The sequence below is a fragment of the Streptomyces sp. NPDC088261 genome, assembly GCF_044740805.1.
Lineage (GTDB): Bacteria > Actinomycetota > Actinomycetes > Streptomycetales > Streptomycetaceae > Streptomyces.
In genome coordinates this window covers 274,771-290,656 of the sequence record NZ_JBIURL010000005.1, presented here as the reverse complement: position 1 = coordinate 290,656, position 15,886 = coordinate 274,771, and the positions used below count along the sequence as shown (strand labels likewise).

The 15,886-nt window shown below is 70.1% G+C and carries 14 protein-coding genes and 1 pseudogene; 6 read left to right on the top strand and 9 right to left on the bottom strand.

What is annotated here, in order from left to right:
* Positions 1 to 15: 15 nt before the first annotated feature.
* Positions 16 to 1,308: a cytochrome P450 gene (locus tag ACIODU_RS13170; protein WP_401767179.1), complete on the bottom strand. Its 1,293-nt coding sequence runs from the start codon at positions 1,306 to 1,308 to the stop codon at positions 16 to 18.
* Positions 1,309 to 1,574: 266 nt separating this feature from the next.
* The gene (locus ACIODU_RS13165) at positions 1,575 to 2,360 is read right to left on the bottom strand and encodes an SAM-dependent methyltransferase (RefSeq protein ID WP_356427596.1); all 786 of its coding nucleotides are present in this window, start codon (positions 2,358 to 2,360) and stop codon (positions 1,575 to 1,577) included.
* 300 nt (positions 2,361 to 2,660) lie between these two features.
* On the opposite strand from ACIODU_RS13165, the gene kamB reads away from it, so the two are divergent.
* The gene (gene kamB, locus ACIODU_RS13160) at positions 2,661 to 3,356 is read left to right on the top strand and encodes a 16S rRNA (adenine(1408)-N(1))-methyltransferase KamB (RefSeq protein ID WP_401767177.1); all 696 of its coding nucleotides are present in this window, start codon (positions 2,661 to 2,663) and stop codon (positions 3,354 to 3,356) included.
* Between the two features lie 5 nt (positions 3,357 to 3,361).
* On the opposite strand, the gene ACIODU_RS13155 is transcribed toward kamB, so the two are convergent.
* On the bottom strand, positions 3,362 to 4,549 hold the full coding sequence (locus ACIODU_RS13155) for a DUF371 domain-containing protein (RefSeq protein ID WP_401767175.1): 1,188 nt from the start codon (positions 4,547 to 4,549) through the stop codon (positions 3,362 to 3,364).
* Between the two features lie 103 nt (positions 4,550 to 4,652).
* On the opposite strand from ACIODU_RS13155, the gene ACIODU_RS13150 reads away from it, so the two are divergent.
* Positions 4,653 to 5,048 (top strand): TOBE domain-containing protein, encoded by a 396-nt coding sequence (locus ACIODU_RS13150; RefSeq protein WP_356427603.1) that lies wholly within the window; start codon positions 4,653 to 4,655, stop codon positions 5,046 to 5,048.
* A gap of 70 nt (positions 5,049 to 5,118) precedes the next feature.
* Here ACIODU_RS13150 and ACIODU_RS13145 read toward each other — a convergent pair whose 3' ends face one another.
* The 3 genes from ACIODU_RS13145 to ACIODU_RS13135 all read right to left on the bottom strand — a co-directional run bounded on the left by ACIODU_RS13145 (position 5,119) and on the right by ACIODU_RS13135 (position 8,398).
* Positions 5,119 to 6,573 carry a hypothetical protein gene (locus tag ACIODU_RS13145; RefSeq protein WP_401767173.1) on the bottom strand — a complete coding sequence of 485 codons (1,455 nt, stop codon included), beginning with the start codon at positions 6,571 to 6,573 and terminating at the stop codon, positions 5,119 to 5,121.
* A gap of 29 nt (positions 6,574 to 6,602) precedes the next feature.
* Positions 6,603 to 7,853 (bottom strand): phosphatidylserine decarboxylase, encoded by a 1,251-nt coding sequence (locus ACIODU_RS13140; protein WP_401767172.1) that lies wholly within the window; start codon positions 7,851 to 7,853, stop codon positions 6,603 to 6,605.
* Between the two features lie 140 nt (positions 7,854 to 7,993).
* Positions 7,994 to 8,398 (bottom strand): MazG nucleotide pyrophosphohydrolase domain-containing protein, encoded by a 405-nt coding sequence (locus ACIODU_RS13135; RefSeq protein WP_401767170.1) that lies wholly within the window; start codon positions 8,396 to 8,398, stop codon positions 7,994 to 7,996.
* Between the two features lie 112 nt (positions 8,399 to 8,510).
* Here ACIODU_RS13135 and ACIODU_RS13130 point away from each other — a divergent pair.
* Together ACIODU_RS13130 and ACIODU_RS13125 are read left to right on the top strand one after the other, a co-directional pair.
* Positions 8,511 to 9,173 (top strand): annotated as a pseudogene (locus ACIODU_RS13130) (O-methyltransferase); the annotation flags it as partial.
* A gap of 78 nt (positions 9,174 to 9,251) precedes the next feature.
* Positions 9,252 to 9,875, top strand: coding sequence for a pyridoxal 5'-phosphate synthase (locus ACIODU_RS13125; RefSeq protein ID WP_401767360.1), 624 nt, complete (start codon positions 9,252 to 9,254; stop codon positions 9,873 to 9,875).
* A gap of 33 nt (positions 9,876 to 9,908) precedes the next feature.
* Here the strand turns inward: ACIODU_RS13125 and ACIODU_RS13120 are convergent, their stop codons facing one another.
* Positions 9,909 to 10,766, bottom strand: coding sequence for a GNAT family N-acetyltransferase (locus ACIODU_RS13120; RefSeq protein WP_356427615.1), 858 nt, complete (start codon positions 10,764 to 10,766; stop codon positions 9,909 to 9,911).
* Between the two features lie 150 nt (positions 10,767 to 10,916).
* Positions 10,917 to 12,614: a discoidin domain-containing protein gene (locus ACIODU_RS13115; protein ID WP_401767167.1), complete on the bottom strand. Its 1,698-nt coding sequence runs from the start codon at positions 12,612 to 12,614 to the stop codon at positions 10,917 to 10,919.
* Between the two features lie 709 nt (positions 12,615 to 13,323).
* Between ACIODU_RS13115 and ACIODU_RS13110 the strand changes: the two genes are divergently transcribed.
* Complete coding sequence (locus ACIODU_RS13110) at positions 13,324 to 14,229, top strand: phosphotransferase enzyme family protein (RefSeq protein ID WP_401767166.1); 906 nt, start codon at positions 13,324 to 13,326, stop codon at positions 14,227 to 14,229.
* Complete coding sequence (locus tag ACIODU_RS13105) at positions 14,226 to 15,125, top strand: NUDIX hydrolase (RefSeq protein ID WP_401767165.1); 900 nt, start codon at positions 14,226 to 14,228, stop codon at positions 15,123 to 15,125. The genes ACIODU_RS13110 and ACIODU_RS13105 overlap by 4 nt, the downstream gene beginning before the upstream one ends.
* Here the strand turns inward: ACIODU_RS13105 and ACIODU_RS13100 are convergent.
* The gene (locus ACIODU_RS13100) at positions 15,098 to 15,853 is read right to left on the bottom strand and encodes an SAM-dependent methyltransferase (RefSeq protein ID WP_401767359.1); all 756 of its coding nucleotides are present in this window, start codon (positions 15,851 to 15,853) and stop codon (positions 15,098 to 15,100) included. The genes ACIODU_RS13105 and ACIODU_RS13100 overlap by 28 nt on opposite strands.
* Positions 15,854 to 15,886: the final 33 nt, after the last annotated feature.

Sequence of the window (15,886 nt, the reverse complement as noted above, 5' to 3'; positions counted from 1 at the left end):
GATCCGAGTGCCGGATCAATCCGAGTGATACGGACTCACCGGGTGCGGGACGACGTGCAGTTGGGCCGGCCCGTTGAGGGAGAGCGACGGGACAGGGGCCGGAACCTCGTCGGGGTGGGCGAGCGCCAGCAGAGGAAGGCGCTCGAACAGCGTGGTCAGCGCCACGTGGGTCTCCGTGCGGGCCAGATGGGCCCCCAGGCAGACGTGGGGGCCGTGGCCGAAGGCGAGGTGCTCCTTGCCGGGCCGTCCGGGGTCGAACACGTCAGGGCTGTCGGGGTGCAGCTCAGGGTCGCGCCCGGCGGCCGCGAAGGCGATGATGACGGGCTCGCCCCGGCGGATGACGATCCCTTCGCCGAGATCGATGTCCTCGATGGCGTAACGCATCGGGTGGTGCATGACCGGGCCGTTGTGCCGCAGCGTCTCCTCGATGACGTCGTCCCAGCCGACGTCGCCCGCGCGGAGCCGGGCGAGGTGTCCGGGCGCGGCCAGCAGGGCGTACACGGCGCTGGTGATCAGGTTGACGGCCGTCTCGTACCCCGCGGCGAGCATGAGGAAGAGATGGTCGAGGAGTTCCCTGTCGCTCAGCGGCGCCCCGCCGTCCGCGGAGTGGGACGAGGAGGGGGACGAGGAAGGGGACGAAGAAGGGGACGGCGCGAGGAGGTCGTTGGTGAAGTCGGAACCGGGGTGTGCCTTCTTGTACTCCAGCAACTCCGCCAGCCGGGCCTCGAGCTCGGCCAGCCGGGCCCGGCCCTGTTCCGCGGTCGCCGTGGTGTCCATCAACGCGTCGATGGACGCGCCGAGATCCTCCCTGAGGAAGTCGGGGACACCGAACAGATCGCAGATGACCGTCATGGTCAGCGGAAGGGCGAGCGCGCGCCGGATGTCGGTGCTCCGGCCGGGCAGCAGCGCGTGGATCGCGTCGACCAGGCGGTCCGCGGTCGTCTGGATCCGCGGGCGCATCGCCTCCACCCGCCGGGGTGAGAACGACGGGGCCATGCGGCGGCGTAACCCGCGGTGCTCCTCGCCGTAGGCGTTCAGGAAGTTCCGCATGAGGGCCGAGACCGCCAGGGGCCAGCCTTCGGGGACATCGGCGAGGCCCGGCCAGTGGCGGTACGGATCACGGGAGACGCGCGGATCCCCCGTCAGCCTCTGGATGACGCTGTGCCGGGTGACGGACCAGGCGCGGACACCGCCCGGAAGCTCCACCGGCGTCGCCGGGCCCCTGGCGCGCAGGACGGCCGCGTCCGCGTGGGCGGCACGCGCGGTGGGGTCCAGCACGGGACATCCGGAATCGGACAGCGCAGTCATGGCGTGCTCCTCCGTGCCGCCGTGCCGCCGGGGCGCACGGCACGACCGTCGGTTGTGTACGCGGCTGTGTACGCGGTTGCGTGCGCGGCACCCCCCGGACCGCCGGCCTCGGCAGAGCAGGCTCCCTCTGTTCTCTTCTCTTCTACGCTCCGGCCCTCACCCTGACAACGGCGCACTTCGCGCCACCGCCGGAGCGAAACCCGCGCGGTGGCGCGAAAGCCGGCGCAGTCGCCGAAAACCCGCGCGGTGGCGCGAAGCCCGCGTCGTCAGCCGATGCGGGCCACTCCCGCGTACAGACCGCAGTCCTCGTCCTCCGGAGCCGGCGTGTCCTTGAACCACTCCGTCGCCGTCACCACACCCGGGGGCACCAGGTCGAGGCCGTCGAAGAAGCGGGACACGCCCTCACGGGTACGGAATCCGAGGGTGATGCCCCCCTTCGCGTACTCCGCCGTCACCCGCGACGACAGCTCGGGGAAGAGGTCGGACGCGGCGTGCGACAGCACCAGGTAGCTGCCGGCGGGCAGGGCGCCCACGAGCGTGTCCGTGATGCCGTACGGGTCCTGGTCCTCGGGGATGAAGTGCAGGAGCGCGATCAGCGACAGGGCGATGGGCCGGCTGAAGTCCAGGAGCGTACGGGCGTGTTCGAGGATCACCTCGGGCTGGCGCACATCCGCCTGGATGTAGTCGGTGACGCCCTCCGGCGAGCTGATGAGCAGGGCCTCCGCGTGCCGCAGCACGATGGGGTCGTTGTCCGTGTAGACGATCCGGGCCTTGGGATTGATCTCCTGGACGATCTGGTGGAGGTTCGGCTCCGTCGGGATGCCCGTACCGATGTCCAGGAACTGGTCGACGCCACTGCGCGCCAGCCAGGCGGAGGCCCGGTGCATGAACGCGCGGTTCTGCCGGGCGGCGGCCTTCGCCTCGGGAGGAAGCTTCTCGCCCACCTCCTGGTCGACCTGGTAGTTGTCCTTGCCGCCGAGGAGGAAGTCGTAGACACGCGCCGGGTGCGGCTTGCTGGTGTCGACCTGAGGCTTGGGCGTACTCGCCGTCATGAGGCGCTCCTATGCGGACGTGATCGTGGACAACACATTGATCGTGGAGATCGTGGAGAAGGTGACGTGTACCTGTACCCGGTGCGATGGTAGTCGCGGTGCCGGAGCGCCTGCGGGCAGGCCCCATGCGCGTAGACCCCTCTCGTACGGGAACGCTCGCCGCCCTCCTTTCTCTCCCGCCCCTCTGCCGCCTCGCTCCCGCGCTTCTCTCCCGCCTGCTTCCTTTTCCGTCCCGCTACACTCGGACGCCCCGGGGGCTTGACCAGGACCGACGCCCCAGTACCACTGGAGCGTTCGTTCATGGCCATGCGTCGCGTGCTGGGGAAGCGCATCGTGGAGATCGACGAAGCCGCGTACGACGATCTTCTCGCCCGCCACGACGGCGTGGTCCTGGACGTCGGTACAGGCGACGGGAAGCACCCGTTCCATCTGGCCCGGCAGCGCCCCGGCCAGCTGGTCATCGGGCTGGACGCCGCCAAGGACAACCTCCGTAAGACCGCGGCGAAGGCGGCCGCGAACCCCGCCAAGGGCGGGCTGGCCAACCTGCTCTACCTGTGGGCGCCCGCCGAGCAGCTGCCGGCCGGGCTGCGCGGCGTCACCGAACTGCACATGCTGATGCCCTGGGGCAGCCTGCTGCGCGGCATGCTCGGCTCCGATCCCTCGATGCTGCGGGGGCTGGCGGCGGTCTGCGAGCCGGACGCGCGCTTCCTGACCACGCTGAACCTGCACGCGTGGCGCCCGCCCGTACCGGAAGTCGGCGACCACCCGGAACCGACCCCCGAGTCGGCGGTCAAGGGCCTCGGCCCGCTCCTGGCGGCGGCCGGGTGGCGGCTGGACGAGGCGAAGTACCTGGACGCCGAGGAGATCGCCTCCCTCGCCACGTCGTGGACGCGCCGCCTGAACTCGACGCGGGCGCAGCTCGACGTCCTCGCCCTGACCGGGATCATCAACCCGTCGAGCGAGGACGGGGCGGAACCGCCGGCGCCGGCTGTGTGAACCGCTCAGCCGGAGGTGTCGTCCTTCGGCTGCCCCGCCTGTGCCTTCGCCGCCTCCAGCACGAACTCGTACGCCCGCTTCCTCGACCACGTCGGCAGCGTCGCCAGTGCCAGCGCCAGCGTCTTCGAGGAGACCGACTGCGCCGCCAGCGCTCTGACCAGGGCGGACAGGTCGACGTCGGAGTCCGCGGCCCCCTCGGGGACCTCCTCCGCCGGGTCCACGCAGCACAGGACGTCGCCACCGCCGGTGACCCGGGCCGCCGCCTCCGCCACCGGTCCCCACCAGGGGCGTTCCGCCGCGGCGGAGGTCGCCGCGGTCACGGCCACGGTCCGGACGCCCAGCGTCCGCCCCGCCTCGTCCAGGATCTTGGGCAGTTCGGCGGCCGGGGCCCTGAACACCACCCGCGACAGGCGGTGCGCGCCCAGCAGCCTGCCGATCTGCTTCCTGCGCTCGTGGGGGGCGAGAAGGACCGGCACGGTGTACGGCGACAGCGCGGCGACCGCCAACTCCGCCGGGAGCCCGATGACTTCCACCGCCGGCCGGTCGCGCGCCGCGAGCAGCTTGCCGACCGGGGCGCTCCGGGTGTCCTCGGTCGACACGGCCAGGACCCGCCCGCCCTCCGCGATCGTCGGCGCGACCGCGTCCCAGGGATCCGCGTCCGCCCCCAGTACGGTGAGGGACTGACCGGCCCCGGAGTCCTCCGCGATCACCGTGTCCGCCGCCGCGATCTCCGCCGCGAGGCGCTCGTCCCGCTCGTCACCCGCGCGGTAGAGGACGAGCCGGGCCTCGGCGGCCTCGGTGTCCCGCTCGACGACGACGGTGATCTCGGCGTCCGGGTCGGTGAGCGCGTGCAGGAGGTCGCGGGGCAGGTCGGAGGAGGCGTGGTCGGCGTCGGTGGCCAGGGTGTTCGGCAGGCGCTCGGAGCTGAGCCGTACCACCGCGCCCGAACCGGGCCGCCAGGCGGAATGGGCCAGCGCCCGGACGGTGAAGGAGTGCTCACCGACGGTCACGGTGATCCGCAGCGGACCCGCCAGCCGTGGGGGGGCCGGTCCGTCGAGCGTGGCGCCGACGCCGATCACGCAGGTCGCGCGGCCGGTGATCTCGGAGCTGGTGGTGAATTCGAGGGTCTTGGTGTGGGTGGCGCGGATGTCCCGGTGCCCCCGGCACCGCAACCGCATCAGCTCGGCCGACATCACGCACCCGCTTTCCTGTCTTCCCCTGGGGACACCAGGTACAGGAGCGATCATCGCAGCAGGTCGATCGAGGGGCGAATTCCGCGCGGCATAGAGTGCGTGCGTGCCGTCGTACAGCATTGGCCAGGCAGCGGGACTGCTCGGCGTGAGTTCGGAGACCGTCCGCCGCTGGGCCGACGGGGGTCAGCTGCGCATGGAGCGGGACGGCTCGGGGAACCGCGTGATCGACGGGGTCAGCCTCGCCGGATTCGCGAAGGACCGGGCCGTGGGGCTGCATCCGGTGGCCGACGAGGTGTCCACCTCGGTGCGCAATTCCTTCGCGGGGATCGTGACCGGGGTGGTGCTGGACGACGTGGTGGCCCAGGTGGAGGTCCAGTCGGGGCCGCACCGGCTGGTGTCGCTGGTGACCCGGGAGGCCGTCGAGGAACTGGGGATCGAGGTCGGGGTCACGGTCACGGCCCGCGTGAAGTCGACCAACGTACACGTCGACCGGCCTTGAGGGCTGTCCCGCGATCACCACCGGCGATCGCGGGACAGCCCGGACAGCGGTCAGATCAGCCGAAGACTCCTCATTGTGCCTTTTTGAGGATTTCCTCGACCGTGCTCTTCGGGTCCTGCCCGACGAAGGGACGGTCGAAGACCCAGTTGTAGAGCATTTCCCGCGCGACCTGCGGCTGGTAGGCCGGCACTTCGTGCCCGGAGTCGGGGATGGCCACCTGTGTCACGTGCTTCCCGGGGGAATCGCCCGCCTCATCCGTCTTATCCGTCTTATCCGTCCTGAGACTACGGACGAACCCTTTCGGGTTTCCCTGCGCCTGCTTCCAGATCAGCCGGGGGGACGCGTGCCACTTCTCGTGCGGAGTGACCAGCGCGTCCAGGATTTCCTCGGTGCTCTGGTATCCGCAGGCGGTGTCGAAGTTCCCCGTGTAGAGCAGGACCTTGTAGCCCTTTTCCATGAGGTCGCCGTACTTCTTGGAGGCGTCCGTCATGTTGTCGGCCTTGAGGGCCGTGGCCACCGGACCGGAGTTGTCCGCGAACTGCCAGACCACACCCGAATTCTGGACATTCAGCGCTTCCTTGACGCCCTTGCTGTCCATGTAGGGTTTCAGCGCTCCCGCGGACAGGTCGTCCCAGCGCCGTACGTCGTAGACGTCGAAGTTTCCTCCGTACGCCAGTACCGCGTCCACCAGGGCATTGCCGAGATCGGTGGCGTGCTCCAGCGTCTTGGGCTCCTTCGTCCTCTCTCCTTCCTCAAGGACGTTCTTGAAGTTCGTGTAGTACGTGTCCAGGTGCTCCTTCTGCCCCCTGCCGAGGTATCCGGACGCGTAGGCATATTCGATCAGTACCCTGACCGACAGTTCGGGCTTGATCCACCCGTTGCCTACCGCGATGCCTTTCAGGTTGATGTCCGGGTGCTCGGAAATCTCCAGAGCGATCGCCGGTACGTACTTTCCCGCGTAGCTCTCCCCGCAGACGTACAGGGGGCAGGCCTTGTATTCCGGGTACGTCGCGTAGAACGCTTGCAGGCCCTCGCGGAACATCGTGCTGAGGACGTCCTCATCCTGGACGTACGTGTTCGGCTTTTCGCAGTAGCTGTACCCCGTGCCGATGGGCTGGTCCCAGTAGAGGACGTGCGCTTCCTGGTTCCAGCTGTCGGGGCTCACGGAAATGGTCCCGGCCGCGTCGTCGGCGATGCGCAGAGGGCCGTTCTCCAGGAAGAGTCCCGCCGAGGAGGAAGCGCCCGGGCCGCCGTTGAGCCAGATCAGCAGGGGCGTCTCCTCGATCAGCCGCTTCTGCTCGCCGGGATCGAGGTGGGGGTCGCAGGTCTGGCTTTCGAAGAACCAGTAGAACAGGTGGCTCTTCGCCTTGTCCGGGCCGTCGACGTCCACATGGCCGGCGTAGGAACGGACCGTCTTCGGAGTGCCGTCCTCCCCCTCGTCCGGCTTCAGGGGTTTGGGGTAGAAGCCGATGCGTTGCGTGTTCGCGACATTGGCGGGGATCCCGTACACGGGTGTGCGAGGCATGGTTTTCCTTCTCCCGTCCGAGGCCGGCGTCAGAGGGCCGACGTGCGGGACGCATGGGCGCGGTACGAGCGGCCGAAGTACTTCTCGGACCGCTCCGGCCCTTCCAGCAGACCGATGCGCTGCCCCATGAGAAGTTGCAGCGCGGGGAAGCGGCCCTTCTCGAACAGCAGGATGTTCATCGACCCGCCGTATTGGAAGCAGCCGATCTCCTCGCCCTTGTCCACCGCGACTGGCCTGTCGTCCGTGACATTCCTGAACTTGTCGAGGAACTTCACCGACCCGATCGAGTTGAGCCCGACGGCCACCAGGGCAACGTACCCCTCACCGTCCGGCTCTCCCAGGTGATTCACGTACGGGGTCTTGAAGATGACGTATCCGCGGCGGAAATCGGTGAACGCGTTGTAGTCGTACCCGTAGCCGACATTCCCGTTGTTCACCAGTTCGGGGAAGTTCTGCATCCCGTAGTAGACCCCGGGGAGGTCGTCGTGGGCCTCCACCACCTCGCCGCCCACCGGAGCGTGGTACCGGTGATAGGTGTCGGGCAGCAGAATGCAGGACACAGCCGTCCCGCCGCCCTGATTGCCGTCCTTGTCCCGGGTGAAGCGCGTGGCGTACGTCGAGCCGTGCAGCAGCTGGCTGACATTCATGGCGACTGTTTTGACCGGGATCAGCGCCCCGTCGGTCAGCTCGTCGACGATCATGTTGATGACGCAGTCGGTCGGAGCGACCACCACGCTGGGGTCGAGCGGGTCGGCGATCGGCCGGACACCCGGTTTCAGTTCCCTGATGAAGAATTTGTTGTACGTCGACCAGTCGCCCTTCTTGAAGGCCGCCATGGTCTTCGGGCCGAGCTCTTCGATCCACTGCCGGACGAGGTTCACCGACCGCTCGTCGTCCATCTGCTCGCCTTGTAACCTGGTGAACTCGGCCAGCATCACCGCACCCTGGCCCGCGACCATGAAGTCCGTGCCGGCTTTGTTGTTGTAGTTGATCCAGCTGAACTTCTCGATGTACTGAAGGCCGTCGTGCACGCCCTGCGTCCAGCCCCACCGACACCATTCCGACAAGAAGTCGGTCAAGGTGTGGATGGTCGCGTTCTGCCAGTCTTTCCAGACCCTTTCCTTCTGTTCGCCCGTCAGGTCGGGCGGACAGTCCTGCACGTTTTTGATCGCCCTGTCGAAATCGTCCTGGAAGTTGTTGGTGTTGTCGTGGTACCAACCATGGACATCCTTCAGGAACTCCTTGAGGTGATCATCACACCACGTCTCGCCCTGATTCATTCTGTACGTCCTTCCGTGCGTGGGAACCACCAGGTGCGACCGCACCCTTGCCTGCGGCTCCCCATTCACACATCGACGCACACCCGAATACTCCGTCAGGCGCGAACAACCACCCATAAGGCGGAACAGATCGGGACCTGCTATGCCTCTCCGCCCGTCCACCCCTGCGCGCGCAGCACCGCCGCCACGTCCGGGGCCCGGTAGTGGTCCCCCTTGAGCACCTTGCCGTCGGCCCGCAGGACCGGGCGTCCCTCGGGGCCCAGCTTGGTCATGTTGGCCCGGTGGATCTCCGCGATCACCGCGTCGAGATCGATGCCGTGGACCAGTGCGGTGCCGTACGCGACGTAGACGACGTCGGCGAGTTCGTGGGCGAGATGGTCCAGGGCCCCCTCACGGGACGCCTCCGCGACCTCGCCGACCTCCTCGTCCAGCAACTCCTGCCGGTGGGCGGCGAGTTGCGCTGGGATCTCGGTCGGAGTCGTACGGGCGTCGAGGCCGAAGGCCCGGTGGAACTCGCGGACCAGGGCGGCGGGGGAAGGAAGCACGGCCGGATGATATCCGGCGCGCAGGGCCGCCCGGCGAGTATGTTTCATCACGGAACTTAATAACGGTCGCGGCGCGGGCAGAGCCGGCCCGGCGGCGGAGAAGAGGAGCACCATGGACCAGGAGTTGTGGACCGACGTGGATCGCTACTTCGGCGATCGTCTGGTGGGGAGCGACCCCGTCCTCGACGCGGCGCTCGCGGACAGTACGGCCGCCGGGCTGCCGGCCATCCATGTCGCGCCCGTACAGGGGAAGTTGCTGCATCTGCTGGCCCGGATGCACGGGGCGCGGACGATCCTGGAGATCGGCACGCTCGGCGGGTACAGCACTATCTGGCTGGCCCGCGCGCTGCCCCCGGGCGGGCGGCTGGTCACGCTGGAGGCCGACCCGGTCCACGCCGACGTGGCCCGCGCCAACCTCGCCCGCGCGGGGCTGTCGGACACGGTCGAGGTGATCACCGGGCCCGCGCTGGAGACCCTGCCCCGGCTGGCGGAGGCCGGACACGGGCCGTTCGACCTGGTCTTCATCGACGCCGACAAGCCCAGCAACCCGGAGTACCTCACCTGGGCCCTGGCGCTCTCCCGGCCCGGCAGCGTCATCATCACGGACAACGTCGTGCGCGCCGGCGGGGTGATCGACCCGGACAGCACCGACCCCCGGGTGCGGGGGGTACGACGTTTCACCGAACTCCTCGCCGCCGAGCCCCGGTTGAACGCGACCGCGCTCCAGACGGTGGGCAGCAAGGGGTACGACGGGTTCGCCCTGGCCCTCGTCACGGCGGGCGCCCCGTCGGCACCCGACGCCCCCGCCGCCCGCAGGACAGGCACCCTGCGTGAGACCCTGCGCGGACTCGACGTGTTCGCCGGTGAACTCCCCTCCTTCGACCCGCACACGGCCCCCTCGGATCCCGAACAGCTCTTCGTGGACTGGCTCTTCGAGGCGGTGGACGCGGGCGTCCGCGAGCCGCACGCGATGACGCTCTCGACCGTCGATCCCGAAGGGAACCCGGCGGCACGGGTGTTGATCCTCAAGAACGTGGACGCGGACGGCTGGCAGTTCGCCGTGCACGCCGCCAGCCCCAAGGGCCGGGACCTGGCCGCCCACGGCCGGGCCGCGCTCACCTTCTACTGGCCCCCACTGGCCCGGCAGGTACGGGTACGGGGCCCGGTGACCGCCGAGCCGTCCGAGCGGAGCGCCGCCGACTTCCTCGCCCGCTCCCCCGAGGCTCGCGCGGAAGCCCTGCTCGGCCTCCAGAGCGGCCCGTTGACGGACCTCACGGCCCGCGACGCGGCGACCCGGGCCTCCCTGGAACGCGTGGAGCGGGAGCCCGGGTTGGTGACGCCGGAGTGGACGCTGTACTCCCTGCGGGCGGAAGAGGTCGAGTTCTGGCAGGGCGACCGGCAGCGCAACCACACCCGCCTCCAGTACAGCCGACGAGGAGACGGAGACGGCTGGGTGAAGCAACTCCTCTGGCCGTGACGTGAGGCCGGCCCTCAGCCGGCCACCACCCCCTCAGCCGAGTTCGAGACTCGTGACGGCGAAGAGCCCGGCCAGATCCACGTCCGGGTCGGGCCCGGTGTACATCCGCGCCGCCTCGAACGACGGGTTCAACCCCAGCCGTTCCATCAACGCGACGGACGGCGCGTTGATGTCCGGAACGTCGATCGCCACCGGCGCGCCCGGGGAGGTCGCCGCCAACCCGCCCACCAGCGCGGCGGCGACCTCCTGCGACGAGGCGTAGAGCGGCCCGACGCGGGAGGCACCACGGGAGGCGCGCAGGACGGCGAAGCCGTCGAGTTCCCCGTCCCGGATCGCGACCAGCGCGGTCCGGCCGGGCAGCCCCACCCAGGAGGCGAGGAAGCCGGGCCGGGGAGCGGGGAAGAACCGCCGGTCGTACGCGGCAAGTTGGCCGAAGGGTACGGTACGGGCGTCCCGCAGCGTGATTCCGTCCCCGCGCTCACCCCCGCTGCCCCCGCTCGACGGCACCCCTTCGTACCGGACGTTGTTCCAGGCCCGACGGAAGCCGGACGCACGGTAGTTGTCCTGCTGGTCGATCACCCCGTCGAGCCCGACGTTCCGGCCGCCCAGGCGCGCCATGCCCGCGCGCCACACCTGGATCCCGTACCCCTGCCCCCGTACGGACGGCCGGGCGATGTAGAACCCGACGAAGCCGAAGTCCGTCCCGTAGCGCACGGCGGAGATCGAGGCCACCGGCTCACCGTCCAGCCGCCCGAAGAGGAACCCGTCCGGGTCCGTGGGGAAGAACGCCTGCCCGTCGGAGTCCCCCGGATTCCATCCCTCGTCGGCCGCCCACTCACCGAGCACCCTGATGTCGTCGGCACTCGCGCCCGCGATCTCGAACTGTCCCACTCCGCACCTCCAGGTACCTTTCGTCCCGAAGTACAGCAGGCGCCGGGGCGTCCGGGGAAATCCTCAGGACCCCCTGGGGGATCCTGAGGACAGGACATGTGCCAGGTGTCAGGGACCAGGTGCCAGGAACCAGGCGTCAGGGACCAGGTGCTACGACGCGTACACGCTGAAGCCCGACAGCTGTCCGGCCGGCCACCCCGTGTTCCCGGTGAACTGGAGCCGTACGTAACGGGCGTTGGCGGCCGTCGCCAGCGTCACCGTCGCACTGTTGCCCGAGGCGGGGTCGAAGGTGCGGCCCGCCGCCGCCGAAAGGGTGGTGAAGTCCGAGCCGTTGGTGGATCCCAGCACCGCCACCGTCTGCGTGCGGCTCCCCCATGCCGGGTTCGGCGGCAGCGAGAGCACCACCCGCTTGACGGCCGACGCCGCTCCCAGGTCGACCTGGATCCACTGCGGGAAGGCGTTGTTGGCGCTCTCCCAGTAGGTCGAACCGTTCCCGTCGACGGCGTTGCCCGCGCCGTAGTTCTGCGTGACACTGCTCGCCGAGGCCGGCCTGTTCAGCGCCAGGTCGCCCGTCGGCTGCGTCGGCCCGCCGCCGCCGGGGAACGGCACGGTGGGACGTACCGCCGTCAGCGCCAGCTGCCCCTTCAGCATCCGCCCGCCGTCGGCGGTGAGCCGCAGGTAGTAGTCGGCGGAGCACGCCGTGCCGTCCTCGTTCAGCGCCCGGATCCCGGACCCGGCCGGCACCTCGGCGCTCGTCTCCGTGGTCTTGGCGATCTGGTTGCCCTCGTTGAACTCGTCGAACATCGAGATGTAGAAGCCCTGCACCCCCACCCGGCAGAGGTTGTAGAACTGACGCCACATCAGTTCACCGTGCGCCCGGTGCCCCGACTGGAGGTCGCCGGGGATGACGCAAGGCTGGTAGTCGATGCCATGGGCGTTGCAGTCCGCCTGGTCGGGAGTGTTGAGGTCCCGGTAGAACTGGTCGGCCTGGCTGACGTTGGTGATCCGCCCGACCATCCACGGCGAGATCATGTTGAACGAGTGGTACACGTCGAGGAAGCCGGGGCGCGAGTCGTTGATGCCGTTGCGCCAGTGCGTCGGCACGCCGCCGATCACATAACACCCCTGCGCCTTGAACCAGTCGACGACGTCCTTGCAGGGCGCCGGTGCGAACGGCCGCCCCGGGTCGTTGAATCCGAAGCCCCAGATGCAGACGACGGGCTTCCCGTTCTGCACGGCGTACGCGCTCGAAGCGGTGTACGCCTTCATCTTGTTCGTCCAGTCCTGCTTGATCTCCGACTGCATGTTCGTCCAGTCGGTGACGTCGTACATGATGTAGAACTTCCGGCCGTACGCCTCCGCCGACTGCCGCACCTTCTGGGCCATTCCGTCCCGCGTCGGCCCCTCCGCCCCGAACGGGTTGAAGCGCTGGAGCGCCGCCGTGTCGCAGCCGTTCTCCCGCATCCACCGGAAGTGGGTGTCGACCGTCTGCTGGTCCCAGGACGAGAACAGCGTGGCGCGCTGGCCGTTGCCGAGGTTCGGGTACGCGGTCGCGTAACTCCGCGTGTACTCCCGCATGTCGGGCCACGACACGAGGGTGGTGTTGCTCGGCGACGGCGGCTGGCCCGCGTTCCTGCTGTAGTGCCACCAGCTGTTGATGGGCGCCCCGTCGCCGATGCAGGCGAACCAGCCCTGGTAGCCCACCGTCACCTTGCCGACCACGTCTCCCGGCGGCGAGGCCGCGGGGGCGGCGGCGGCCTGCGTGAGCGTGCCCGGCAGTCCGCCGAATCCGGCGGTGGCGGTCCCGGCGAGTGCGGACACGATGACGGAGCGTCTGGAGATGGCCATGGGGGATTCCTCGCTGTCGGCTCTGCGTACCGGTCGGGGGGTACGAGCGGCGGCCCGCGTCCCGGCGGACCCCCGCTCGCCGACAACATATGGACATGACAACGCACGGACAAGATGAGTGCACGCAAATTCTGGACTGACGCGCACAAACTCCTGATCATTCACCGGGAAAATTCAACGAAATGAGGGGGTACGGAGGGGGTACGGCCCGGCACGGACGCGCGCCGCGGACGTGTCGCTCACGCCCTGCGGACGGCTCCCCACTCACCTCCCACGCGCGCGATCCGGCCAATCTGCTCCCCGGCCCCGGGGGCCGTGGCCGGGTCCGTACCGTCGGGCGGACCCCGTCGCGCAATCCCCCGATAGAGTGCCCACCCACCTCACGGGTGGTTCGAACGCACCATCACAGCCAGGCACGCCCACGCCGCACGGGTCCCCGACTCGGATCGAACATTTGTTCTATGATTCCCCCGGCGTCCCCCGTTACAGCCGCTTGATCAGGGCCGTTGTCCGGGCACCGACTCATCACCCCGCGCCCTTCCGGAGGAATCATGCGACCTGTCCCCGCTCCCGCCTGCCCTGTCGCCGGACATCCCGCGTTCGAGTACGGCGGTACGGCGCCCCTCGCCGAGCCACGCCGGGTTGACGTCCTCGCCCGCCGCGCGGCCCTGTCGTCCCTGGCATCACGACCGACACCGAGGAGGGGTGCATGAGCCACACCAAGACACTTCCGCCGCCCCTGCGGGCGTGGGCGGAACGCTCCGTCGGCCCCCTCGGAGCCGTACACGACGCGTCGCACCCCCGCGCGGGCTCCCGGGTGTGGGACATCGCCGACGCCCGGGGCCGGCGCTTCTTCGTCAAGCAGTCGCCGACGCCGAAGTTCTACGAGCGCGAGACGTTCGGGTACCAGTCGGCCGTGCCCGCGCTCGGCTTCGGCGGGGCGCCCCGGCTCGTGGCCACCGACGCCCGCAATCTGGCGCTCCTCCTGACCGCCGTACCGGGCACTCCGCTCTCCCTGCTCACCCTCACCGTCACCGCCCACCGGTCGGCACACCGGCAGTTCGGGGCTCTTCTGCGGCGGCTGCACGGCAGCGACAGGATGCCGGGCGCGGGCCGCCGGGCGGCGGGAGAGGCGGTGGAGGACGCGGCGACGACGGGGGTCGAGAGGCATCTCGTACGGGCCGGGGCCCTGCTGAGCGACCACCGGCGGGCGCTCGTACGGCGCGCGGCCGAGCATCTTCTCCAGCTGACGGACCGGCTCGTGCCGGCCCACATCCACGGCGACGCGCAGGAGCGGAACGCCCTGTGGACGGGGGCGGGGAGGGGGGCGGGCCGGTTGGCGGTGATCGACTTCGAACGGTCCCGGTATGCGCCCGCCGTACAGGACTTCGTACGGCTGGCCTGCGGGCCCTGGCAGGGCCGCCCCGACCTGCGGGACGCGTTCTTCCACGGGTACGGGCGCGCCCTCACGGACGCCGAGCGCCAGGCGCTGACCTGTCTGGCCGCGCTCGACGCGGTGAGCGCGCTGGCGTACGGACCGGCGCACGGCGACCACGAGGTGACCGGGCGGGGCACGCGCACGCTGGAGCGGCTGGAGCGGGGGCTCTTGGTATGAGTGATCAGGAAGTATGCGCGGCCGGGACAGGAGTGGTCGGGACAGGAGTGGTCGGGACGCGGGTGGTCGAGACCGTCGGCGGGCCTCTCGACCCCGTCGATCCGGGGCAGCTCCTCCCCCGCCTCGCCGCCGAGATCCCGCCGGGCGGGGGGCTGGAACTGACCGTACGGACCGGCGATCTCACCCAGGAGTTGTGGGAGGACCTCCTGGTCGAGGCCGGCTTCATCGTGGACGAGATCGTCCCGGTCAGCGTCCTGGACCGGGGAGCTCCGGTCCTCTGCCGGCTGATCCGCGCACGCCGGCGCCTCGCGCCCCCGCGCCCGCGCGTCACCAGCCGGCCGCGCGCCGCGGCGCCGCCCCGGGCGCAGGCCGTGATCGGCGTCGGCGTGATCGTGCGGGACCGGTCCGGCCGTATCCTCCTCGGCCTGCACCACGGCGGGACCTGGGAACTGCCGGGCGGGAGGCTGGAGCCCGGCGAGGCCGTCACCGCCGCCGCCGTACGCGAACTGCGCGAGGAGACCGGACTCCACGCCCGGGAGCAGGACGTGACCGTGTTCGCGATGCTCCACGACGAGACGGCGGGCCTCACGCGCGTCACGATGGCCGCCGTCGTCACCGCGTACGAGGGTGTCCCCTTCGCGGCGGAACCGGAGCTGATCGCCGAGTGGCGGTGGGTGCGGACGGACGAGCTGCCCAGCCCGCTCTTCGTACCGTCCGCCCAGATCCTCACCACCTGGCGGCCGGAACTCGACGTGGAGCACCCGCCGGTCCACCGCCTGCCTCTCGCCCTCGCCGGCGCCCTCGCAGGCGAGCGGGGAGGCGAGCGGGGCGGGCGGGTCGCCCGGCCACCGGAAGCCGTCCGCCCGGATCAGGGCTTGCGGGCCAACCCGGCGTAGAGGGAGACCGCACCGTCGGTGGTGCCCTCCGGAAGCTCGCCCTCCGGACGCCAGCGGTGCGGGACCTCCACTCCCGGTTCGACCAGGTCGAGGCCGTCGAAGAAGCGCAGGATCTCGTCGCGCGAGCGCACTTGGCCGGGGATTCCGCTGCCGTGGTAGACGCCGAGGATCTTCACCCACATCTCCGGATCGAAGTCCGGGGTGCAGTGGGAGAGGCCGAGGTAGCTGCCGGAGGGCAGCGCGTCGAGCAGGAACCGTACGGCGTCGTACGGCCGTTCGTCGTCGGGCACGAAGTGCAGCAGCGCGTTCAGCGACAGCGCGACCGGGCGGCTCAGGTCGAGCGTGTCGCGCAGGCGGGGCGACTCGATGATGCTCCGCGGATCCCGGAAGTCGGCGTGGACGAAGGCGGTACGGCCCTCGGGGGTGCTGTGCATCAGGGCCTCGGCGTGCCGCAGCACGACCGGGTCGTTGTCGACGTAGACGACGCGCGCGTCCGGGGCGGTCTCCTGGGCGACCTGGTGGAGGTTGGGGCTGGTGGGGATGCCCGTACCGATGTCAAGGAACTGCCGGACGCCCGCCTCCCCGGCCAGCCAGCGGGTCGCCCGGTGCATGAACCGCCGGTTGGTCGCGGCCGCCGTCCTGGCACCGGGGGCGATCGCCTCGACGCGGGCCGCGGCCTTCCGGTCGACCTCGTAGTAGTCCTTGCCCCGGAGGAAGTAGTCATACATACGCGCGGCGTGCGGGCGTGTGGCGTCGATGCC